The following is a 20,811-nucleotide window of genomic DNA, read 5'->3' on the forward strand; positions in this document are numbered from 1 at the left end:
TAGCGCGATTATATAAATGCTTTATGACAACTTTATTACAGGAGAATTGAATCTAAAATTATTTTTCTAAAAGCATTTGATAAACCTTCAATGCCTCATCCACATCACCAGTGTTATACACAATTCCACGGCCATCTTTGAACAAAATCACTCGATGATTTTCTAGATGAATGTTCAAGAAATAATCATTGAACTGATGCTTAATATTATCCTTAACGAGTTTTTGCTGTAAATGTTCCAAATCTAATGGGACAACTTCACGGATCATCACAGAACCATCACCGCATAAACGCTGTGCTTCTCTACGATTTTCTAGCAAAGATGGATAAGTGGGATGCTCACCACATGTTGGACAATCTCGGTTCTTAAGCTTCGCTAAATTCATGGATTGCGTGCGAGATTCCCATAAATCCATTGTGAATAATGTTTTTCTTGCATGCTCTGGGCTGATGAAAAACTTCATGGCTTCTGTGGTTTGTATGCTAGAAATCAGCTGCAAGATGGGCTGAATCACACCAACAGAACTACAAGTATCGCCACTTTCTAATGGCAATGCACCTAAAATACAACGTAAACAAGGGAGATCTGATTGACGCGGAAAGTTAAAATTATGGCTCATGCCATAACTCTCTAAAGCAGAACCAAAAATCCACGGCATATTGAGTTGATAACAAGCATCATTGATCAACATGCGTAGCGCAAGATTATCTGTACCATCCAACAGAAGATCTGCATCTTGAATTAAACGCACAATATTATCGCCAGAAACGTCCGCGATATGAGGAATCACCTCAATATTTGAGTTAATATCCGCAATATGATTTTTCAGTGCAATCACTTTTGGCAGAGCCAACTGTGCATCTTTTTCTGTAAACAGCGTTTGTCTTTGTAGATTTGTCAGCTCCACAAAATCTCGATCGATCAATATCAAGCGCCCAATGCCGGAGCGCGCTAACGTTTCAGCATGTTGACTACCTAAAGCGCCACAACCCAAAATCACAACAGTTGCATCGTTCAGTTGCTTCACACCGCTATTTTGAATCCTGTGAAAACGCGCCAAGCGATGATAACGAGGATCGACCGAGATATTTTCCATGATCAACTATCCAATCAATCCTGTTAATGGGCTACTTGCTGTTGCCGTTAATTTCTTTGGCATACGTTTAGCTTCAAATGCTAAACGCCCAGCTTCACACGCCAAACTCATTGCTCGGCTCATTTTGATAGGATCTTCTGCATAAGCAACGGCGCTGTTTAACAAAACACCATCCGCACCCATTTCCATTGCAATTGCAACATCACTTGGCGTACCCAAACCTGCATCCACAATCACAGGAACTGTTGCATCCTCAATGATGTAATGTAAATTGTAAGGATTCACAATGCCCAAACCAGAACCAATTGGGGATGCGCCTGGCATAATTGCATGACAACCCAATGCTTGTAGTTTACGCGCAAGCACAACATCATCCGATGTATAAACCAATACTGTCATGCCTTCTTCTAACAACATTTCTGTCGCTTTTAAAGTTTCCACAGGATCAGGCAATAATGTTTTTGGGCAACCAATGATCTCAACTTTGATCATGTCGCATAAACCTGAAGCTTTTGCTAATTTTGCTGTGCGCACTGCTTCTTCTGCTGTGCTTGCACCTGCTGTATTGGGCAATAATTTATATTTAGATAAATCCAACTGCTCCAACAAATCAGGTTGTTGATCATCAAAGATATTCATACGACGTACAGCAAATGTTAAAACTTGCGAATCACTCGCCTCCACAGCGCCCTTTTGTTCTTCAAACGAACGATATTTTCCTGTGCCCAAAAATAAGCGTGAATTGAATTCAAATTCCCCAATTTTCAATGTCATTTAACCACCTCCCACAAAATGTACGATCTCAAAATAATCATGGTGATTCACGGATTCTTTCTCATAATCCTCTTTCATCACCACTTCTCGGTTCTTTTCCACAATAAAATATTTACGATGAGCAATATCCAAAATTTGAATAAGATCTGAAACTGTTTTCACGTTTTCAGAGATTGTCATCACTTCACCATTGACGGTAATTTCCATATCATTTCCTTTCAGCAATGGCAGACAACGCCAAAGAACGAAGATTGCAAGCATGTGTAATGCTCTCTTCAATGGATTTCGCAAAAAAACCTGACATCACTGCCACACCATCAACTGACGGTGCAACTTCTGTAATATTTGTTTCATCAATGCCACCAATGGCGATCAATCGTCCATGTTTTCGCTCGTTTGCTAATGACTGCAATTGTGCTAAACCAAAAGGCGGATATGTTTTCAAAGCCGTTGGAAAAATATGGCCAATATAACCATAATCATAATCGTTGAGATGTGTGACAACATCTTCCAGCTCATGAAAAGATCGCCCAAATGTTAAATTTGGAAATGCTTTGTGCAACTGTAGATAAGACAAACTCACTTCCGTTAAATGAACACGCGATAAACCTGTTGCAATAGCAATATCGGCTCGATCATTGATGATTAGCTTGGCAGTGTCCACATGTTTTGAAACACGCTCGATGAGTTCAGCAATGGATTTGGGTGATCGAGATTTTTCACGGATCTGAATCGCATCCACAAATGGCGACAAAGCAATAATGTGCTCACTGAGAGATTCGATAGATTCCGATGATTGATCATTCGTCACTGCATGTATTTGAAACATAATTCTCCATTGCGGAGATCAGCGACAACGAACACTTGCCTCCGCTAGTATTAACTAGATCAGGTCATAAGAGTCCCGAAGTTTACTTCAATCTCAGCTGTTCACAACAGCACCTCTAGTGAAGGGAAAAGTATAATCAAGGCGACGTGTTACTGCAAGTTTATTCCCAATATCTTAAATATCATTGCGACAAGCCGTTGGCAGCCATTGCATATCTATATTCTGTTTATCGTAGCGCACACATTTCCATTCATACGAGCCATATTGGCTAACATCACCTGTTAATTGTGGCACGATTACAACAGTATTGGATAACTCTGTTGTATTCACAGGCGGCGTTGTAGGCTGCCCGATCACTTTATGATTGTAATAGATTAGGATCGCAGATAACGCAGAGCCTGAAAAAGCACTTAACCCTGGAATATCCGCATTATTTGCAACGCCAATGGCTGAAACAGATTGTCCTGTGATTTGGTGTAATGGTGGTAAGCCTGCATCTGTATTCGATATTGGCCATGTGCCCGTTGCAGCAAAAGTCTCAATAATCGCTAATTTAGCAATCCCTGCAAGCGCTAATCCTTCTGCAACATAAGTACGTTTCGTGTAATCCTGATAAGCTGGCAACGCAAGCATTGATAAGATGCCAATGATCGCCACCACAATCATTAATTCTATCAACGTAAACCCTTTATTCCTCTTCAAATTCTCCCCCAAATCCATCATGTAACGCTTCCAAGCTATAAATATTTTTTATGGTAGTACAAAGGATATGAATTTATTATTTTTCACATGAAATTTGTTCAAAGAGTGGTAATTTCCTAACTAAAATCAAAAAAGCCTGCTTTTTAGCAGGCCTTTACAAAAATTAATTTTTTTAATGACTATCTTTATATGCTTGAATTGCAACTGCTAATCGCTTCGCTGCTTCTACCGTGCCTGCTGGGTTCACTGTCGCAAATGATAAACGCAATGTAGCATCATCCGCACCCTCTGCATAGAATGCAGCACCAGGTACAAATACTACGCCAGCATCTTTAGCAAAGTTCAATAATTTTGTCGCACTGATGCCATTTTTCAAACGAGCCCATAAGAACATGCCGCCCACAGGTTTTTGATATTCCAAGTCCTCGCCCACATATTCATCCAATGCATTCATTAATGATTGGCAACGCTCACCATAAGTATAAGAGATTGCAGGAATACGATCCTTCAAACGACCACTTGCTAAATATCTCTCAACAATCAATTGTGGCAATACTGGCGTATGCAAATCTACAGATTGCTTCACTAAAATGATCTTTTCACGAATCACTTTGTTCGCCACGATGAATCCCAAACGTAAACCTGGTACAAGAATTTTCGAGAAAGAAGAGAGATAAACCACATGATCTTCTCCTTTTTGCTCACGTTTTGCCAAGCCATAAATAGATGGCACTCGATCACCTTCAAAACGAATTTCGCCATAAGGATCATCTTCTAAAATCACAAAGTTATACTCAATCGCCAAAGATAATAAGCGTAAGCGATTCTCTTTACTCATTGTTGAGCCTGTTGGATTTGCAAATGTCGGCACGATATACAACGCTTTCACTCGTTTATTCTGTGCTCTCAAAGCTTGTAATTTCACTTCTAAATCATCAAGATCTAAGCCTTCTACAGAACCTTTGACAGATGTAATTTCCGCGCCCGCCATACGAAATACTTGGATCGCTGCCAAGTATGTTGGTTGCTCCACCAATACAACATCACCTGCATCAATAAAAGTACGAGCAACTAAATCCAAGCCTTGTTGCGAACCACTTGTCACCATCACTTGATCTTTATCTGCTTCGATGCCGCGCTCTGCAATCAAATGTGTGATTCTTTCACGCAGTTCAGGCTCGCCATCCGTCACACTATATTGATATGCGGAAACACCCAATTTCATCGCTTCAAGTGTTGCAGCTTCAATACCTTCAAGATCAAACATATCCGCAGCAGGAATACCGCCCGCCAAAGAGATAATGTGAGGCATTTTACTGAATGCCAATAACTCACGAACAATCGAACTCTGCGCACCAACTACACGGCTGGCGAAAAGTGCATTTATATCTTCCATTTCCTTTCCCTATTGATTCTGTTTTGTGTACTAATCATACTGTTATAGTCAATTTAAACAGGCTCTGCAATAGATACATCAGACAAATTATTTTTTAATAATAAGAGCCATAAAGTTTTATGACTCTAACAAAGTAAATATATATTTGATAATGCGTATTTATTATGGTTTATCTGCAAGTTGCTCAAATAGCTCCAAAGCCTTTGCTCTAGCTAAATTTGATTGTTCAACATCTAATTCAGGTAAATTAATTATATGTTGAATTGCTTTACGACCTGTAACTGTTACAGGACCGTAATCATCATAATCTTCTCCCGTGTACATATTAATAGCTCTCAAATTATCTTGAGTGAAATCTACGCCACACATTTGTGCTAAATAAATATATGACCATGCTTCTCTATGATCTCTAAACATCTGTTCATAAAGTAAACTTTCAATAGCACACATATCACCTTGCTTACATAAGAATGTAACCTGTTCATAAACCAAAGAAATATCTGCATCAAAATCAATTTCCTGAAGATTTAAAGGACAACTTTTAATATAAAACTCAAATTCTTCAGCTTGTTTTATATATCTCTCATATCTATCTTTATTCTGTTTAGCTTCATTAGGATAAATACGTTTCTGCTTATCATTATCCCAATAGCTACCAAAGGTTGAACCTTCACGCCCATAAGGCGCTATTTGATTAGCTAAATAACGGTAGTATCCTCCTAATAATGCATAAGCATCAGGATTTTTACGTTCTTTGGCATAATATAATATTTGTTCTAAATACTGTTCTATCTGTAAAAAGTCTAACTGCTCAAAATCATCTTCTATGCCTTCCCATTCGTACTCGAGATCATCCCACTCTTCTATCCTGTTAATTAATTTGCCATCTTCAAAATTAATATTACTCACTTTTCCCCTAGCAGCTCTAAAATTAATAACATTAATATTTAGCCATAAGATTTCTTGATAGATCATTTTAGCAATTGATAAATATATATTTTCTGAATAATCTACCTTTAAAAGTTTATGCAAGCTCATAATAATTTTGTTAATTTTCTCTAGGCATATTTGACCCTCATAAAGATCCCAATAAAGATCATTGTCATTCTCTTCTAAATAATCTTCAATAGGAGGATTTCTCAGAATTTCTAAAGTCAAAGCATCAATATATTTATGCTGATCAATTTTTTCCAAGTTATTATAGTTAGCTTGCAATAGTAGGTTTTGTGCAACAAAAGCATTATAAGTTTTATAGCCTTGGCTTACAGCGATGAGTTCGTAAATATGCGAACGAGCAATTTTTACAGAGTATTGTTCTTGAATTTTTTTAGATAATTGAAATGCAAATTCTTTAATAGACATAATTTCCTATACTTTCAACTCTAAAATCCTTAATCAAAAAGATTCATGGTGTCATTAAGACTATTAGCAACGCATGTTTAAATACTAAGAACCAAACGAGTTGATACTTTAAAGAAAATTAAATTGTAAATTTGCTGAAGAAATAAAGCTTCTAAATCTCAAACCCTTTTCTACTCATGCGTAAGTACGGTAGGCAACCTTACCCGAGAGTATAGCTAAAATTATGACATATCACAATGTATGGCTAATTCACTCCTTTGAATTTCTATCCAACTCCGCCAAAAATGCCAATTTCTCTTGGATTTTACGCTCTAAGCCACGATCCGTTGGTTCATACCAAGTTTGTTCTTGCACTTCATCAGGGAAATATTTCTCTCCTGCCGCATAAGCATAAGGCTCATTATGGGCATAGCGATATTCCTTGCCATAATCCATATCTGCCATCAATTTTGTCGGTGCATTACGCAAATGTAGTGGCACTTCATAAGAGCGATTTTGCTTCACATAGGATCGCGCCATATTAAACGCATTGTAAGCAGCATTTGATTTTGCTGCACATGCCAAATAAACCAATGCTGTGCCAAGCGCCAATTCGCCTTCTGGCGAACCTAAGCGCTCATAAGTTGTGGCTGCATCATTGGCGATCTGCATCGCACGAGGATCAGCAATGCCAATATCTTCCCACGCAATTCGCACGATTCTACGCGCCAAATAACGAGGATCAACACCGCCTTCAAGCATTCTAAAAAACCAATATAAAGCTGCATCAGGATCAGATCCGCGCACAGATTTATGCAATGCAGAGATCAAATCATAGAATTGATCGCCGCCTTTATCCATCGCTTTCGGTTGTTCTGTTAAGACTTCTGTTAAAAATTCTGTCGTAACATTTGTAATATCCTGTGCAACTGCGATATTCAGTACTTGCTCTAAGCGATTCAATAAACGGCGCGCATCACCATCAGCATATTCCACCAAATGATTCACGGCACCATTTTCAATTGCAATATGTGCGTAATGCTCAGCCATCACTTTTTGCACTAATTCAGCTAAATCCGCAGAATCAATGGGCTTTAATTGATAAACCGTCGCACGGGATAGCAATGCGCGATTGATCTCAAAGGATGGGTTTTCTGTCGTTGCGCCCACAAAAACCACTAAACCTGATTCAATGTACGGCAACATTGCATCTTGCTGGCTTTTGTTGAAACGATGAATTTCATCAATGAACAAGATCGTTTGTCGACCTTGTAACTGATAGTTTTTCGCTTCTTCAATGGCTTCACGAATCTCTTTCACGCCCGAAAAGACGGCAGATAACGCAATATAAGCACAATCATAAACTTCCGCCAATAAACGCGCCAATGTTGTTTTACCAACGCCTGGCGGTCCCCAAAAAATCATAGAATGTGGCTTTTGTGCTGAAAATGCCATGGTTAACGGCTTATTGTCACCCAATAAATGAGATTGCCCAACCACATCGCTGATTTTACTCGGGCGAATGCGATCTGCTAATGGTGCAAAATCTTGATCATTACCACCAAATAAACTATTTTGTTTCATCAATGACATCAACACCTTTCGGAACTTTCAAATTAAAAATAGTATTACTAATGCTCGGATTAATCTCTACATTGGACAATTTCAGATCCAGTGAACCATTCACTTGTTTCGCGGATACTTTTGAAATATTGCCGCGACTGAATTCAATCTCAATATAATTGACATCGCCTTTTTTCTTCGGCGTTAAACGATATTTAGATTCATTTTTTATCGTTTTAATATCAAACTGCTGATTCAAAGAGCGATCATTAAAAATCATAAACATCGGTGAATCTTGTTCAAAGTTGGCAAGTTTTTTAATGACAACTTGCTCTAGATCCACATCGTAATGCCACAATTTTTTGCCATCGCTGATGATCTTCTGTTCAAATGGCATTGTGTAATCAAAGTAGAAACCAGCCGCCGAATTTTTAGCCGTTTTCTTACGAATCTTTAATTCACCAGAAGATGTTTCTTTATTTTTTTGTTGGACGACCGTTTGCTCAAAATCCGCTTCAATCGTGGATAGATCATTAAAATAATTCACCAAAAATGTTTCATTTGCCAATGCTGGTACAAACATTACCGTTGCCAATGCACTCAATAAACTCACTTTTTTTAACATACAGCCTCCTTGAATTTACGTATTATTATACCTTCGCTCGAAGCCTTTATGCACATGTAAATTAATATCGCCATCATGAAGATCAATCTACAAATTAAAGCCGCAGGTAAACGCAAAGCAATTTTAGAGAAACATGCTTATCATTTGCCTGAAACGCCAACATCCTTACAAGACTTTATTGCCATAATCGTGACCAATGAAGTGACCGCTTATAATCAAAAAACAGTCGATGCGCCTTTGATGCCTTATCTCACAACAGAAGCCTATTTAGATGGTGAATATATTGGCAAAATTGGTTTCAATGATCGTAAAAATGATCAGCAACAAGATCTACAATCTGCCATTGATAATGCCCTTCTCGCTTTGGAAGATGGCTTATATCGTATATTCATCAATGATGATGAGGCAGCGCTTGACCAACCTTTTTCATTGCCCAATGACGCAACCGTGACATTCATTCGGTTAACATTTCTAGCAGGCAGACGATTCTAAATTCATTTTCAAAACTATTTAAAGAGTAAATGTATGACAATAGAGAACATCTACGAGCAGTTAGCAGCCACAACAGGCAAGAGTCAAAAGATTGCAGATTATTTAATCCAAAAATACAACAATGAACAATCTTTTAATAGCAACTATGAGAATCACACTGAGCTTGCCGAATGGTTGCGCGAACAAAACTACTCATCCTTACTAGAAATGTTCCAAGATACTGCCAAGCCATTATTTGAAGCCATTCACGGTGCTGACATCACAATGATGTTTGAAATATTGGTGGCGCGTGCCATCAGTTATACGCCTTCACGCAGTTATTATCGTCGATCATTTAGGACTTTTAGCATTGAATCCCATCTCAATAACTACATCACAATATTAGAATCCATCGCATTTGATTGGGAAAATTTCGATCTACTTGAGCACATGAAAAAAGATTTCAGCTCAGATCATCATCAACGTCCAGAAGTTTATTTGGATCACTATCTTTATCCGAGCTTGATCGCTTACCAAATTGATATGGGCAATTTAGAGATCATCGATTTTATTCGTAATTTATGCTTAAGCGATAACAATACTCAAGTGCTCAAATCACCTGCAATCATAGCAATTACGCGCTGTTACAATGGAGAATTACAGCAATTATTGATTGATCTATTATTGGCTGCAAAACTACAGGAAGGTTTACGCCAATCCATTTTGGAAGCTTCGGATAATGGTCAGCTCGATGTTTTCAAATGCATGTTAAATACAGTGTTAGAGCATAATTTACTACGCTTTTCCTCAGCAACACGCGCGGTTGCCGTTTGGATGGGCTTAGAAATTGCTGCTGATCATAAACGCATTGTGGAAAAACTCGCAAACTTAGCCAATGTTTATTTGAATGATGAGCAGGCACGCAAGGACGGTTTAGCAAGTGCAGATGTTTTAGAGCTTTATGTTGCATTATGGTCAACAGCAACCCATGAAATGACCAATGTTCTACCATTGATCCAACAAATGTGTGAATCTGGCAAACTCTACCAGAAGCAAGTGGCGCTTTATTTCTTAAATCAATTGGATGATGCAGCACTGAAACTTTCGACAGCATCCAATATGCTGGCCGATGCTGAACCTAAGCTTTTACCAATGATTCACGACATTTATCAATTTGGTTATTGGGGCTATTACAATCGAGATAATTTCTTCACGGGCATTCGTCAATTTCCCTATTTCCAAGATGCTTCTGTCAGACAAAGAGATTTTTCTGCATTAACAGAATCTTTAGTGAATATGCCAAAAGCAGGTTATCAGCTACAACAATCGCCTTTTGAATGGTGCAATTACTCAGTTAAACCCGATGATCTCTATAGAAAAATGTTGGTCATTACGGCTTACGATTGTGATCCAGAGCGCATCAACCTATTAATGACACATGCTTCATTAGGCGCTGGTGATGAACGTGGTGCTTTGGTGAAATTTTTGCTGAATGATTTCAATGATCCTATTCAACGCAATTTCCTATTTGCATCACTGAAAGATCGAAGCATGCAAGTGCGCATCAATGCTTTAGAGCACATTAAAGAGATGACTTTATCCCATGATGAATATGCTGTATTGCTGGATTTATTATCTCTCAAAACCCCTGAAATCCGAAAATCCATCATTGAAATCATCTTAAAAACAGATGTCATACAGCGCACAGATTTATTGAAGAGATTATTATCCGACAAAGTGGAAAATCGTCGTTTAGCAGGTTTAGATATTTTATTGACCATGAAAAAAGATGATGCTGTGACAGAAACAGAGATCACAGAGCTTTTAACATTACTGCCAAAATCCACTGAAAAAGAGCAAGTGCTGATTCAAACTTTGCAGGCAGATAAAACTGAGAATTACAGCAAAGATAATGGTTTTGGCATTTATGATGTCAATGAATTACCTGAAGCAAAACCTGATTTAACGGTTCAAAACCCTAATGCTATTCATGATATGTTACATATCTCGCCTGAGCGATTGAGCGAACTGTTTCAATCCATGCATGCACTGATTGAGCAAAATAAGGATCATCAATATGTTGCCAAAACTAGCTATAGTGATCCATTTGATGTTGTTTTAGGCAATGAAAATTATCTGCGTTATCGTGCAGATGCACCGATTTTCACTGATCCTAATTACAACAGCAATGATCCCACAACTCATAACATCGATAACTTTGTCTTACCTGATGTTTGGCGCTCGTGGTTATCGGATAACAATGTCACAATTGTCGAGCATTATCTCCTCAGTCATATCAATCATTACATTACTCGAGAATTTTCATCCTATCGTTATCAACTTTATGAAAACTGGGTTTTGGATGATGTGGCGAAATATTTCCGCTTGGCAGAGATTACACAAGCAGTCTACGACAATATACGAGCCCATGATCATCATGCATTAGCATGCAGAATCATTGAGCAGTTATGGGATGAGCATCCTGCACATGAACGCTTTACCCTGTTGCATGATCAATTTGCCATTTTGATGCAGAACATTCCCACAGAAAATTGGCAACGAGAAGTTTATATAACGCCAAGCAAAAACTGGCAAAGTGATACTGTTAATTTCACAACATTAATCGAAGTGGATGATTTCCATCATCTTCTGAATCAACTTCGTTTACAGGCGATTGCTGACACAGATTTTCTAGAATATCTTGCCCTTGATGTGCATTTAGCTTCACTCAACGATCTTTTCTACACAAATCTGCCGATTGAAGATGTGGCGCGTGCTTATGCACTTGGCTTCTTCAAAGAGAGCGCTATTTATCGTACGTTCTGTATAGCTTCTAGTCGTGATTTTAGCTGTTTTACCTCTGTCCAAAAACACCGCTATTACAATACCGCAGACATTGCTAAACAGTATCCTTTTTTAGTGACGTTTGCACAAAAGCTTGCACAACATGTGATTGACATTGAAGTCAAACGTGGCGATCTACCCACAACCGTTTCTTACTTAGCGACAGAGATTAAGGAACATTCAGGGATTGATAACTTTGTAAACATCCTTTTGGGCTTGGGCAAAGATACATTAACGCGCGGTTGGATCAGCTCATATAATTCTGGTAAAAAAGATGTACTATCAAGCTTATTACGCGTTTCTGTTCCACGTGAAACCGATGATGCTAAGGCATTGAATGCGGTTGTGAATGGTCGCATTGATGATCGCCGTTTATTGGAAGCTGCACTATATTCACCTGCTTGGTTACCAATTGTGTCTAAACTTTTAAATTGGAACGGCTTAGAAAGTGCTGCTTGGTACTTCCATGCTCATGTCAATGAATCTATTTCTGATGAAAAAATGGCAGTCATCACGCGCTATTCTCCAATTGCCAAAGAATCCTTCAATGATGGCGCTTTCGATGTCAACTGGTTCAATGATGCTTATAAAACTTTAGGTAAAGAGCGATTTGAGTTGTTATATGATTGCGCAAAATACATCACAAGTGGTGCAAATCATCATCGCGCACAACTATTTGCTGATGCAACTTTAGGCAAAATCAAAGCCACAAAAGCATTGGAAAAAGAACTCAATGATAAGCGCAATAAAGATAAACTTTTAGCTTACTCACTGATTCCATTGGGCAAGAAATCTCAAGAAGCAGCATTGAAGCGCTATGATTTCTTACAGGCATTTTTAAAAGCCAGTAAAAAATTTGGTGCTCAGCGCCGCGCAAGTGAAGCCAAAGCTGTAGAGATTGCCTTAGAAAACTTGGCACGCAATGCAGGTTACCAAGATACGTTGCGATTCGGTTGGCAGATGGAAACTTTGAAAATCCAAGGATTAACCGAATATTTCTCACCAAAGGCTTTAGAAAATATCGAGCTATTCATTCACATCAACGAAGAAGGCATCGCCTCATTAATTTGCCAAAAAGACGGTAAAAAATTATCCACCATCCCTGCAAAACTTCGTAAAAATGCGATGATTGTGGAATACAAAGTTCTCGTTACAGATTTAAAAGAGCAATATCGTCGTGCAAAAGCATCGCTAGAATTAACCATGACACGCGCCGATACTTTCTCAGCAAAAGAGCTCACATTGCTACAATCTCATCCTGTGATTGCACCTTTATTATCTCAGCTTCTTTTTGTGACGGATCAAGATAAAATCGTACGCTTCAATGATGCATTGGCTTTAAATCCAACAACTGAGCTCGCTATTGCGCATCCTTATCATCTCTATCATGCAAAAGAGTGGCTGAATTATCAGCATTATGCCTTTGAACATCAGTTGATTCAGCCATTCAAACAGATCTTCCGTGAGCTTTATCTCGTCAATGAAGATGAGAAAACAGCATCCGCATCTAATCGTTATGATGGTCATCAGATTCAGCCACAAAAAACATTGGCATTATTAAAAACTCGTGGTTGGCGCGTGGATGAATCCCATGGTTTACAGCGCGTATATTATCGTGAAAATATCATCGCAGTCTTATACGCAATGGCAGATTGGTTCTCGCCCGCGGACATCGAAGCGCCCACAATTGAAGCTGTACAGTTTTATGATCGCAAAACTGGTGAGAAATTGGCATTAACAGAAGTACCACCCATTATTTTCTCTGAAGTGATGCGCGATATTGATTTAGTTGTGAGCGTTGCCCATGTTGGCGGTGTTGATCCTGAAGCAAGCCATTCTACCATTGAAATGCGTGCTGCGATTGTTCTTGAACTCTTGCCATTATTGAAATTAGATCATGTCAAAGTAGAAGGTAATTTTGCCTTTATCCAAGGTTCACTCGGTGAATATACAGTGCATTTAGGCAGCGCAGGTGTACAGAAACAAGGCAAAGGTGCAATTAATATCTTAGCCATCCAAAGCCAGCATCGCGGCAAAATTTTCTTACCATTTGCGGATGAAGACCCAAGAACTGCAGAGATTATTTCTAAAATTATCTTGTTATCCGAGGATCAAAAAATCAAAGATCCGAGTATTTTGGAACAAATTTGTTAAACAATTGGCACTCAACAAAAAAGACCTGAATGAGTCATTCAGGCTTTTTATTGAGAAATATTTTAACGATCTTTCGATGGTACGCACCTTGCTGGTAAATATTCCTTAGGAATTGCATTATTAGGACGCGTTTTTAAATAACTCACACAAACTGTTTTATAATTGCTTCTTGTGACAGTTGTATTATCAGCGGCAAGCTGCATCGGATACATTTCTACAACCAGTTCATTTCGTTGCAGCCCCACTTTTTCATCATAAACCAATGTAAAACGATTCACAGGCTCAGGAATCATATTGTACTGAATACTTTCCATTTTGACGTACTTGAGTGGTGAAGCCATTCTTAAATGATCGGATTGATTATTATATAATTCACTGCTTGAATAGCCTAAATCTGAAAAATCTCGAGCTGCAGCAACACCGCTAACAGCGTGATTTTCAATAATTGCTGTTTTAATGGATGAAAACTGATATAAGCCACCAGCAATATAAGTCTTCTTCGTATAAATTTGATAAGCAGGTAAAGCAATCATGGATAAAATGCCTATGATAGCCACAACAATCATCAATTCGATTAAAGTAAATCCTTTATTAGTTTTCATAGTATCTCTTCTATTTCATATATTCTTTGCGGATGTTTCCAAATATTCATAACTTAATTTTTATTTGCAAAAATTATAAATGAAAATATATGTAAATAAAAGTTTATTTTTTCTGATTATTTAATGACTGTTATTTAATCGTTTTTAATAATGCAATAAAAAAAGCACAGCTAGAAACTGTGCCCTTCATAGATCATCTAAAAATTTACGAAAACTTAAAAAATCGCTTAACGCCGCCCAACAATCCTAATAATGATTCTTTAATAGGCGTTTTCTCCATCACTTTTTGATGTTTCAATAAACTAGGCGATTGGCTAAATTTATGGAACATTGTAATGGCTGAGTTGATAAAATGCGCCACTTGTCCAGGTTTTGATGGCATCACAACATAACGATATAACTTAGCTTCATTGATTAACGTGATAATATCTTGATAATCAGCATGATGAACCAATCCAATACTCAATAATTCAGGCAGCTCTCGTTTCAAATATTTCAATAATTCAATATCTTCTTCACTAGAGAATGGCGAATATGTCACGATGAGCTTCACAGGATATTGGCTTAATAACTGTAAAACCTCTTCACTATTACGAGCGATGAGTACTTTCACAGATTCAGGTGCTTCTGATGTAATATCAAATTCACTGCTGGAAACTGTACTTTTATAGATAATGTAGGAATCTTCCCAATTTTGGATTGGTTCTGCATTCAAAACCACATCTTTAAACAGTTCTTTTTCTGTGGCTTCATTTGCCGTAGTTTCTGAGTTTTCTTTCAATGCCTTAGAAACTTCGACAGCATCACGCACAATACCTAATACTTCTTGATTACTCCAAGGTTTAGTTAAAAAACGATACACTTCGCTCTCATTCACTGTGCTAATGATCGCCCCTAAATCCGAAAAGCCTGTCAATAAAATGCGAGTTGTATGCGGTGAAACTTCTTTAGCAATTTTTAAGAAATCCGTACCCAGCATTTCTGGCATACGTTGGTCACTGATCACCACTGCAACTTCTGTGGTTTTCAAAATTTCCACAGCTTCCCTTGCATCTGTCGTTGTAATGACGTTATAACGCAATCTTAACAATGCAGTCAGAGCATTCAGAATTAACTGCTCATCGTCCACACACAAAATATTGATCTTTTTACGAATCATCCCAACTCCTTCCCGTGTTTTTTAGCAATAACAAATGGCAGTTTGATTAAAAATTCTGTTCCTTTACCAACCGTGGATTTCACTTGAATCTCACCGTTGTGCTCCTTAATGATCTTATGGCTAATGGATAGCCCCAAACCCGTACCTTTCCCAACTTCTTTCGTTGTAAAGAAAGGATTAAAGATATCTTTCAATTTATCGGGTTCAATGCCTGAACCATTGTCACGAATGAAAATCCCAGCATAATCTTCATCGAGCTTCTGCAATTTAATTGCAATATTTCCACCATCTTCCGTCGCATGATTCGCATTACCAATAATGTTCAATAACACTTGATTGATCTGTGATGGCATACACTCAATCACACACTCTTCTTCAATGTCGATGTTGGTATGTTTGTTTTTCAACTCATATTTCAACAGTGTCAATGTGCTCTGTATAGATTCACTCAATTTATGGCGAGACAAATGCCCACGATCCAAACGGCTAAAATTGCGTAAGTTGTTGACTAAATTACTGATCTGATCTACGCCCGTCATACCATCGCTGATCAACGAATTAATCTCGTCCACCATATCGGCATAACGAAAACCATCGAAATCTAAATCATGCAAATGTCCTTTAATTTGGTGAATCTCTTTCAAAATAGTGCGTTTTTGATCCTGAACATCATCCGCTTTTGGATTGTCCACCAAATCCACCAAAAGATCTGCAAGGTTCACAAATCGTCTAAATTCCAACTGTTCTATATTGGATTGCGTTAATTCCAAGGCATTTTTCGTATAAGCCAATGGCGTATTGACTTCATGAGCAACGCCCGCCACTAACTGACCAAGCGCGGACATTTTCTCTGTTTGCACTAAAATCATTTCAGAGTTTTTTAAATTTTCTAACGCTGCTTGAAGATCAGATGTACGCTCCTCCACCATCTGTTCTAATCTAAAATAGTTCGTGAACAAACGTGCCGCTAAAATTGTTAAAATCAGTAACAATGCCGCAGCATAATAAGTTAGATAGGTTTTATTTTTATCCTGCTCGATCAATTGCACAGCAACTTCCGCACGCACTGCATTGGTTATGTTGTTGGCATTTTGTTGTATTGGCAATGCTTCAATCTGTTTTAAAATCGCATCCACATCTGGGCGAGCCACCATGATTGTGCCCACTTGTTCTAAAAAGTCATACAACAAATCTTGATATTTAAAGTCGAGATCCGTTTCTAATAAATTATTTTCGATCGCTAGTATTTGCTGCTTGATTTCGCCTAAAGTTTCAGGAGAACTGTCTAAGCTATAATTGGCAACGCGTGTAAAGAGCTTAAGAAATTGTTCATCAAACTCTGATTGTTGAATTTCATCACTTTCTAACAATCTTTGGTAGATATTTGGTAAAGTCGCCAAGGCTTTCTTTAATACCGTAGTTTCTGATTTAAACTGCGCCACAAAGTTAGATTTTTCCTGCATCGTTTTATTCAATTGTAGAACTTCTGTTCGCACCATTGGATAAACCGTCAATTGATTCAATAAGCGTTGGATATTGTCTTCATCGTGCACAAGTTGATCATATTGCGTTGATAAACCACCATTAACGCGCAGTATTTCTGTATCCCATTCTGAAGACTCCAATACAATCTGATTCACATTATCTATCAGACGATTACTCATCGTTAGATCGACGCGTTCAGTATTAATATAAAAATAGAGTAAGCCTGCAATTGCGGATGCAAGAAAGGCAACGGTCATTAAAATTCTGCCTAACACCTTCATACTAATGCGCCTTTCGTCATTGATTCCCAGAATTGAAACATATTGTTGAGCCCACCTAACTCAAAAGAGTCCATATTTTGCGGGCCATTATAAGAAGGAAATATGACAGTAATGCGACAGTAATATGACAATCCAAAATATTCTTCCGCCATCAATTGACAATTCATTGTGAATATCTTTTGATAACACTATGAGAAAAATGATGAATTTCACCGAGGAGAGAAGTTTCATGGGCATCACCAATAACCTTTTTATTGCTGGCTATGCACGTTTACCACAAGGTATGGCCGCTAAGCATATGTTTGAATCAATGACCATCACTGCTGAAATCGAACCCAAATATGGCGTAATTTTGGCAGCAGACTGCACTTTAATCACTGATTTGGGCAAGCACTTTATTCGTGAATTATTACGAGGTTACAGTTTAAATGATGGCATTGAGCCCATCATTCAACAAATTCAAGCCAGTTACAAAGGGAAAGCAACCAGCGCTTTGATCGCAGCGCTCAGGGATTTAGATCATCAATATCACTCAACACATAAATGATAAAAAGAGATAGACATTAAATTAGTTGCATGCTACATTCTAGTTACTTAATTCAAAAAGAGAGCCCACAATCACCAACCCGATTGAATCCCCTTTCTTATATTTAAGTTATGACGAACATACTGCAAATCCATTTGAGATCATCCTTTCTGTGATGACGATAGAGAATGGTCATACCAGTAATACAATGCCACTTATGGAGTGTCTTTGTATTGCTGGTTTTTTTTTGCAAAATTTCGGCACAATGGCTTATTAATAAAAAATCACCTTGGAGGCAACATGTCTAAATTTATTCAAACAAATGAGAATTTCTCAATTGCGCTTAATCCACAAACCAAGCGCATTCATAACATCACTTTGTCTAATAAAGTGATCACACAGTTTTTAAATAAAATGCGTGAAGAAAGCATCAGCGTTCAGCATTTAGAATATACACCTTACGAGCGCCAAGTCATCGCTTCAGCGCTAGAGGACATTGCAGGACATAATCTTGGCAATATTTTACGTGACATTATCAATGATCGCGATACAGGTGGCTTTACAATCGGTTTAGAAGGTGTTTCACAAGATACCAATGAATTTGTGATCTTCTCAACAGCCATCGCACATTTAGTAGGGATCTCAAACTTTGACTCAATGACAGGCAAATACTATGCTCGCTTTGTAGTAAAAGATACAGACAACAGCGATTCATATCTTCGTCAGGCTTATCGTCTATTCACATTACACACAGATGGTACATTTGTCAGTGAAGCGACAGATTGGTTACTCATGATGAAAATGGTGGAAGAAAATGCAACAGGCGGTGAAAGTCGTTTATTACACTTAGATGATTGGGAAGAGTTGGATTCATTCGTCAATAATCCTTTGGGTCAACACAAATTTCAGTACATTGCGCCACCTAGCAAAAATGTACAAGAAATTGTTTATCACCAATTGTTTTTCTTGAAGAATAATCGCCCTTGCATCTGCTTCATTGATCAATTCGCTTACCCTGAATCAATCGAAGAGGCAAAATTCCTGAAAAATTTATCTCATTCTATGGAAAATGATAAAAATGTCGTGGAATTAACATTGCCTGTTGGCAGTTTAGTTGTTCTAAACAATGAGTTCTGGTTGCATGGCCGTGCGGCATTTGAAAAGCATCCTGATTTGAATCGTGAATTACTGCGTCAACGTGGTCGCTTCTACGAATAAATCATCAACACAGTTTATGTTTTAACAGACCAAAGAAGCCCAAACTTCTTTGGTGCTGTTCACAGTGAACGAATCATCGATTAATCAACTATCTAATCCTTTGAATTTACTTTATTAGATCATTCCTTGATTAAAGAGCATCAACTTAAATTCTATATTCAATTAAAAATTAATGTAGCCAATTTGTTGCAAATTCATTTCACTCGTGTATAAATATAAACATTCATGTTGCATGCAACATGTTATATAAAAATTTCGGTTTAATTATTAGCTTCATATAAAACAAAAAACCTAATCACACACTTTGTAGCAAATCGAAAGGCTTCAATGCCATTGACTACAAACGTATAGGAGGAATTATGAATAAAAAGATATCATCTATGGATGTATTATTCTTAGCTATGGGCGCAATGCTTGGCTGGGGCTGGGTTATTTTATCTGGCGACTGGGTAGCAACTGCAGGGTTCTTAGGCGCAACCCTTGCTTTCGCTGGCGGTGGTTTATTGATCATCTTTATCGGTTTAACTTATGCAGAATTAGCAACAGCGATCCCTGAAACAGGCGGTGGCGTTGCATTCGTTCAGCGCGCATATAAAAACAAGTCATTATCGTTTTTAGCTGGCTGGTCTGTATTGTTTGGCTATATGTCTGTCATCGCGTTTGAAGCTGTTGCATTACCTACAGTGATCGATTATGTGACGCCAATTGAACATCAAGTTAGATTATGGAACATTGCAGGTTCAGAAGTTTACCTAACGTGGGCGTTAATCGGTTCTGTTGGCGCATTATTTTTAGGTGCATTGAACTATCGCGGCATTCGTTCAGCAACAATCTTTCAAACAATCTTTACTACAGCAATCGTTGCCGTTGGTATCTTATTAATCTTTGGTGCAGGCTATTATGGTGATAGCGAAAATTTAAAACCTTATTTCAATGATGGAATGGATGGCATGATGAAAGTATTGATCATGGTACCTTTCATGTTCGTAGGTTTCGACGTTATTCCACAAATTGCATCAGAAATTAAAGCAACTAAATCCATTGGTAAAATGCTTGTAATTTCCATCTTATCTGCATTAATTTTCTATGTATTGATCATCTACGGTGTATCCATTGGTTTGCCACATGCAGAATTACAAACATCTAAATTAGCAACAGCAGATGCAATGACTAATTTATTTGATAGCAAATTATTAGGACAAATCTTAGTGATCGGCGGTATCGCAGGGATCGTAACAAGCTGGAATGCATTTGTCATTGGCGGTAGCCGCATTATGTATGCAATGGCGATTCGTGGCATGTTACCTACATGGTTTGCAAAATTGCACCCAAAATATCAAACGCCTTCTAACGCAATTATTTTCTTAACCGCTTTAGCATTCTTAGCACCATTATTGGGTCGCCAATCTTTAGTTTGGTTGGTCAATGCTGGCAGTATTGGTGTAATTTTAGGCTACCTCATCGTAACTTTAGCTTTCTTACAACTTCGTAAAATCGAACCTGATTTAGAGCGTCCATATGCTGTGAAATGGCCAAAAACAATTGGTTGGTTAGCAGTATTGTTCAGCATCGGATTCTTATCGTTGTATTTACCTGGCATGCCAGCTGAATTGAGCTTCCCTATTGAATGGAGCTTGGTATTTGGATGGTATATCATTGGAGCATATTTCTTATTCATGCATAAAAATACAGCACCAACAATCAACTATAATTCTGTTAGATTAGAAGCAGAATAATATTAAATC

Annotated in this window: 17 protein-coding genes and 1 riboswitch; of the genes, 5 read left to right on the forward strand and 12 right to left on the reverse strand. The window is 38.0% G+C overall.

What is annotated here, in order from left to right; all coding sequences use genetic code 11:
* Positions 1 to 58: 58 nt before the first annotated feature.
* The 9 genes from ACA100_RS02555 to lolA form a co-directional block, all read right to left on the reverse strand.
* The gene (locus ACA100_RS02555; protein ID WP_481078448.1) at positions 59 to 1,096 is read right to left on the reverse strand and encodes a ThiF family adenylyltransferase; all 1,038 of its coding nucleotides are present in this window, start codon (positions 1,094 to 1,096) and stop codon (positions 59 to 61) included.
* Between the two features lie 6 nt (positions 1,097 to 1,102).
* Positions 1,103 to 1,870 (reverse strand): thiazole synthase, encoded by a 768-nt coding sequence (locus ACA100_RS02560; protein WP_481078449.1) that lies wholly within the window; start codon positions 1,868 to 1,870, stop codon positions 1,103 to 1,105.
* On the reverse strand, positions 1,871 to 2,077 hold the full coding sequence (gene thiS, locus ACA100_RS02565) for a sulfur carrier protein ThiS (RefSeq protein ID WP_481078450.1): 207 nt from the start codon (positions 2,075 to 2,077) through the stop codon (positions 1,871 to 1,873). It abuts the gene before it with no gap.
* A gap of 1 nt (position 2,078) precedes the next feature.
* Positions 2,079 to 2,699 carry a thiamine phosphate synthase gene (locus tag ACA100_RS02570; RefSeq protein ID WP_481078451.1) on the reverse strand — a complete coding sequence of 207 codons (621 nt, stop codon included), beginning with the start codon at positions 2,697 to 2,699 and terminating at the stop codon, positions 2,079 to 2,081.
* Between the two features lie 19 nt (positions 2,700 to 2,718).
* A riboswitch (TPP riboswitch) is annotated at positions 2,719 to 2,826 on the reverse strand.
* Positions 2,827 to 2,873: 47 nt separating this feature from the next.
* Positions 2,874 to 3,422, reverse strand: coding sequence for a prepilin-type N-terminal cleavage/methylation domain-containing protein (locus ACA100_RS02575; RefSeq protein ID WP_481078452.1), 549 nt, complete (start codon positions 3,420 to 3,422; stop codon positions 2,874 to 2,876).
* 151 nt (positions 3,423 to 3,573) lie between these two features.
* A complete protein-coding gene (locus ACA100_RS02580) occupies positions 3,574 to 4,797 on the reverse strand; it encodes an aminotransferase-like domain-containing protein (RefSeq protein WP_481078453.1) in 1,224 nt (407 codons plus the stop codon).
* Positions 4,798 to 4,959: 162 nt separating this feature from the next.
* Positions 4,960 to 6,159: a hypothetical protein gene (locus tag ACA100_RS02585; RefSeq protein WP_481078454.1), complete on the reverse strand. Its 1,200-nt coding sequence runs from the start codon at positions 6,157 to 6,159 to the stop codon at positions 4,960 to 4,962.
* 249 nt (positions 6,160 to 6,408) lie between these two features.
* Positions 6,409 to 7,722: a replication-associated recombination protein A gene (locus tag ACA100_RS02590; RefSeq protein ID WP_481079095.1), complete on the reverse strand. Its 1,314-nt coding sequence runs from the start codon at positions 7,720 to 7,722 to the stop codon at positions 6,409 to 6,411.
* Positions 7,709 to 8,326 carry an outer membrane lipoprotein periplasmic chaperone LolA gene (lolA, locus tag ACA100_RS02595; protein WP_481078455.1) on the reverse strand — a complete coding sequence of 206 codons (618 nt, stop codon included), beginning with the start codon at positions 8,324 to 8,326 and terminating at the stop codon, positions 7,709 to 7,711. The genes ACA100_RS02590 and lolA overlap by 14 nt, the downstream gene beginning before the upstream one ends.
* Before the next feature lie 75 nt (positions 8,327 to 8,401).
* Here lolA and ACA100_RS02600 point away from each other — a divergent pair, with 75 nt between their 5' ends.
* On the forward strand, positions 8,402 to 8,818 hold the full coding sequence (locus ACA100_RS02600; protein WP_481078456.1) for a hypothetical protein: 417 nt from the start codon (positions 8,402 to 8,404) through the stop codon (positions 8,816 to 8,818).
* Positions 8,819 to 8,851: 33 nt separating this feature from the next.
* Entirely contained in the window at positions 8,852 to 13,795 is a 4,944-nt protein-coding gene (locus tag ACA100_RS02605) for a DUF5724 domain-containing protein (RefSeq protein ID WP_481078457.1), read from the forward strand.
* 62 nt (positions 13,796 to 13,857) lie between these two features.
* Here ACA100_RS02605 and ACA100_RS02610 read toward each other — a convergent pair whose 3' ends face one another.
* From ACA100_RS02610 to ACA100_RS02620, 3 genes are all read right to left on the reverse strand, one after another.
* Complete coding sequence (locus ACA100_RS02610; RefSeq protein WP_481078458.1) at positions 13,858 to 14,397, reverse strand: pilin; 540 nt, start codon at positions 14,395 to 14,397, stop codon at positions 13,858 to 13,860.
* 205 nt (positions 14,398 to 14,602) lie between these two features.
* On the reverse strand, positions 14,603 to 15,556 hold the full coding sequence (locus tag ACA100_RS02615; RefSeq protein ID WP_481078459.1) for a response regulator: 954 nt from the start codon (positions 15,554 to 15,556) through the stop codon (positions 14,603 to 14,605).
* Positions 15,553 to 17,322, reverse strand: a complete 1,770-nt coding sequence (locus tag ACA100_RS02620; RefSeq protein ID WP_481078460.1) for a DAHL domain-containing protein — start codon at positions 17,320 to 17,322, stop codon at positions 15,553 to 15,555. Before ACA100_RS02620 ends, ACA100_RS02615 begins: the two co-directional genes overlap by 4 nt.
* A gap of 229 nt (positions 17,323 to 17,551) precedes the next feature.
* On the opposite strand from ACA100_RS02620, the gene ACA100_RS02625 reads away from it, so the two are divergent.
* From ACA100_RS02625 to ACA100_RS02635, 3 genes are all read left to right on the forward strand, one after another.
* Positions 17,552 to 17,869, forward strand: a complete 318-nt coding sequence (locus tag ACA100_RS02625) for a DUF3870 domain-containing protein (protein WP_481079096.1) — start codon at positions 17,552 to 17,554, stop codon at positions 17,867 to 17,869.
* Between the two features lie 279 nt (positions 17,870 to 18,148).
* The gene (gene glaH, locus ACA100_RS02630) at positions 18,149 to 19,066 is read left to right on the forward strand and encodes a glutarate dioxygenase GlaH (protein WP_481078461.1); all 918 of its coding nucleotides are present in this window, start codon (positions 18,149 to 18,151) and stop codon (positions 19,064 to 19,066) included.
* Between the two features lie 380 nt (positions 19,067 to 19,446).
* On the forward strand, positions 19,447 to 20,802 hold the full coding sequence (locus tag ACA100_RS02635) for an APC family permease (RefSeq protein WP_481079097.1): 1,356 nt from the start codon (positions 19,447 to 19,449) through the stop codon (positions 20,800 to 20,802).
* The last annotated feature ends 9 nt before the right edge of the window (positions 20,803 to 20,811 follow it).

This window comes from Wohlfahrtiimonas sp. XWW7 (assembly GCF_056716055.1).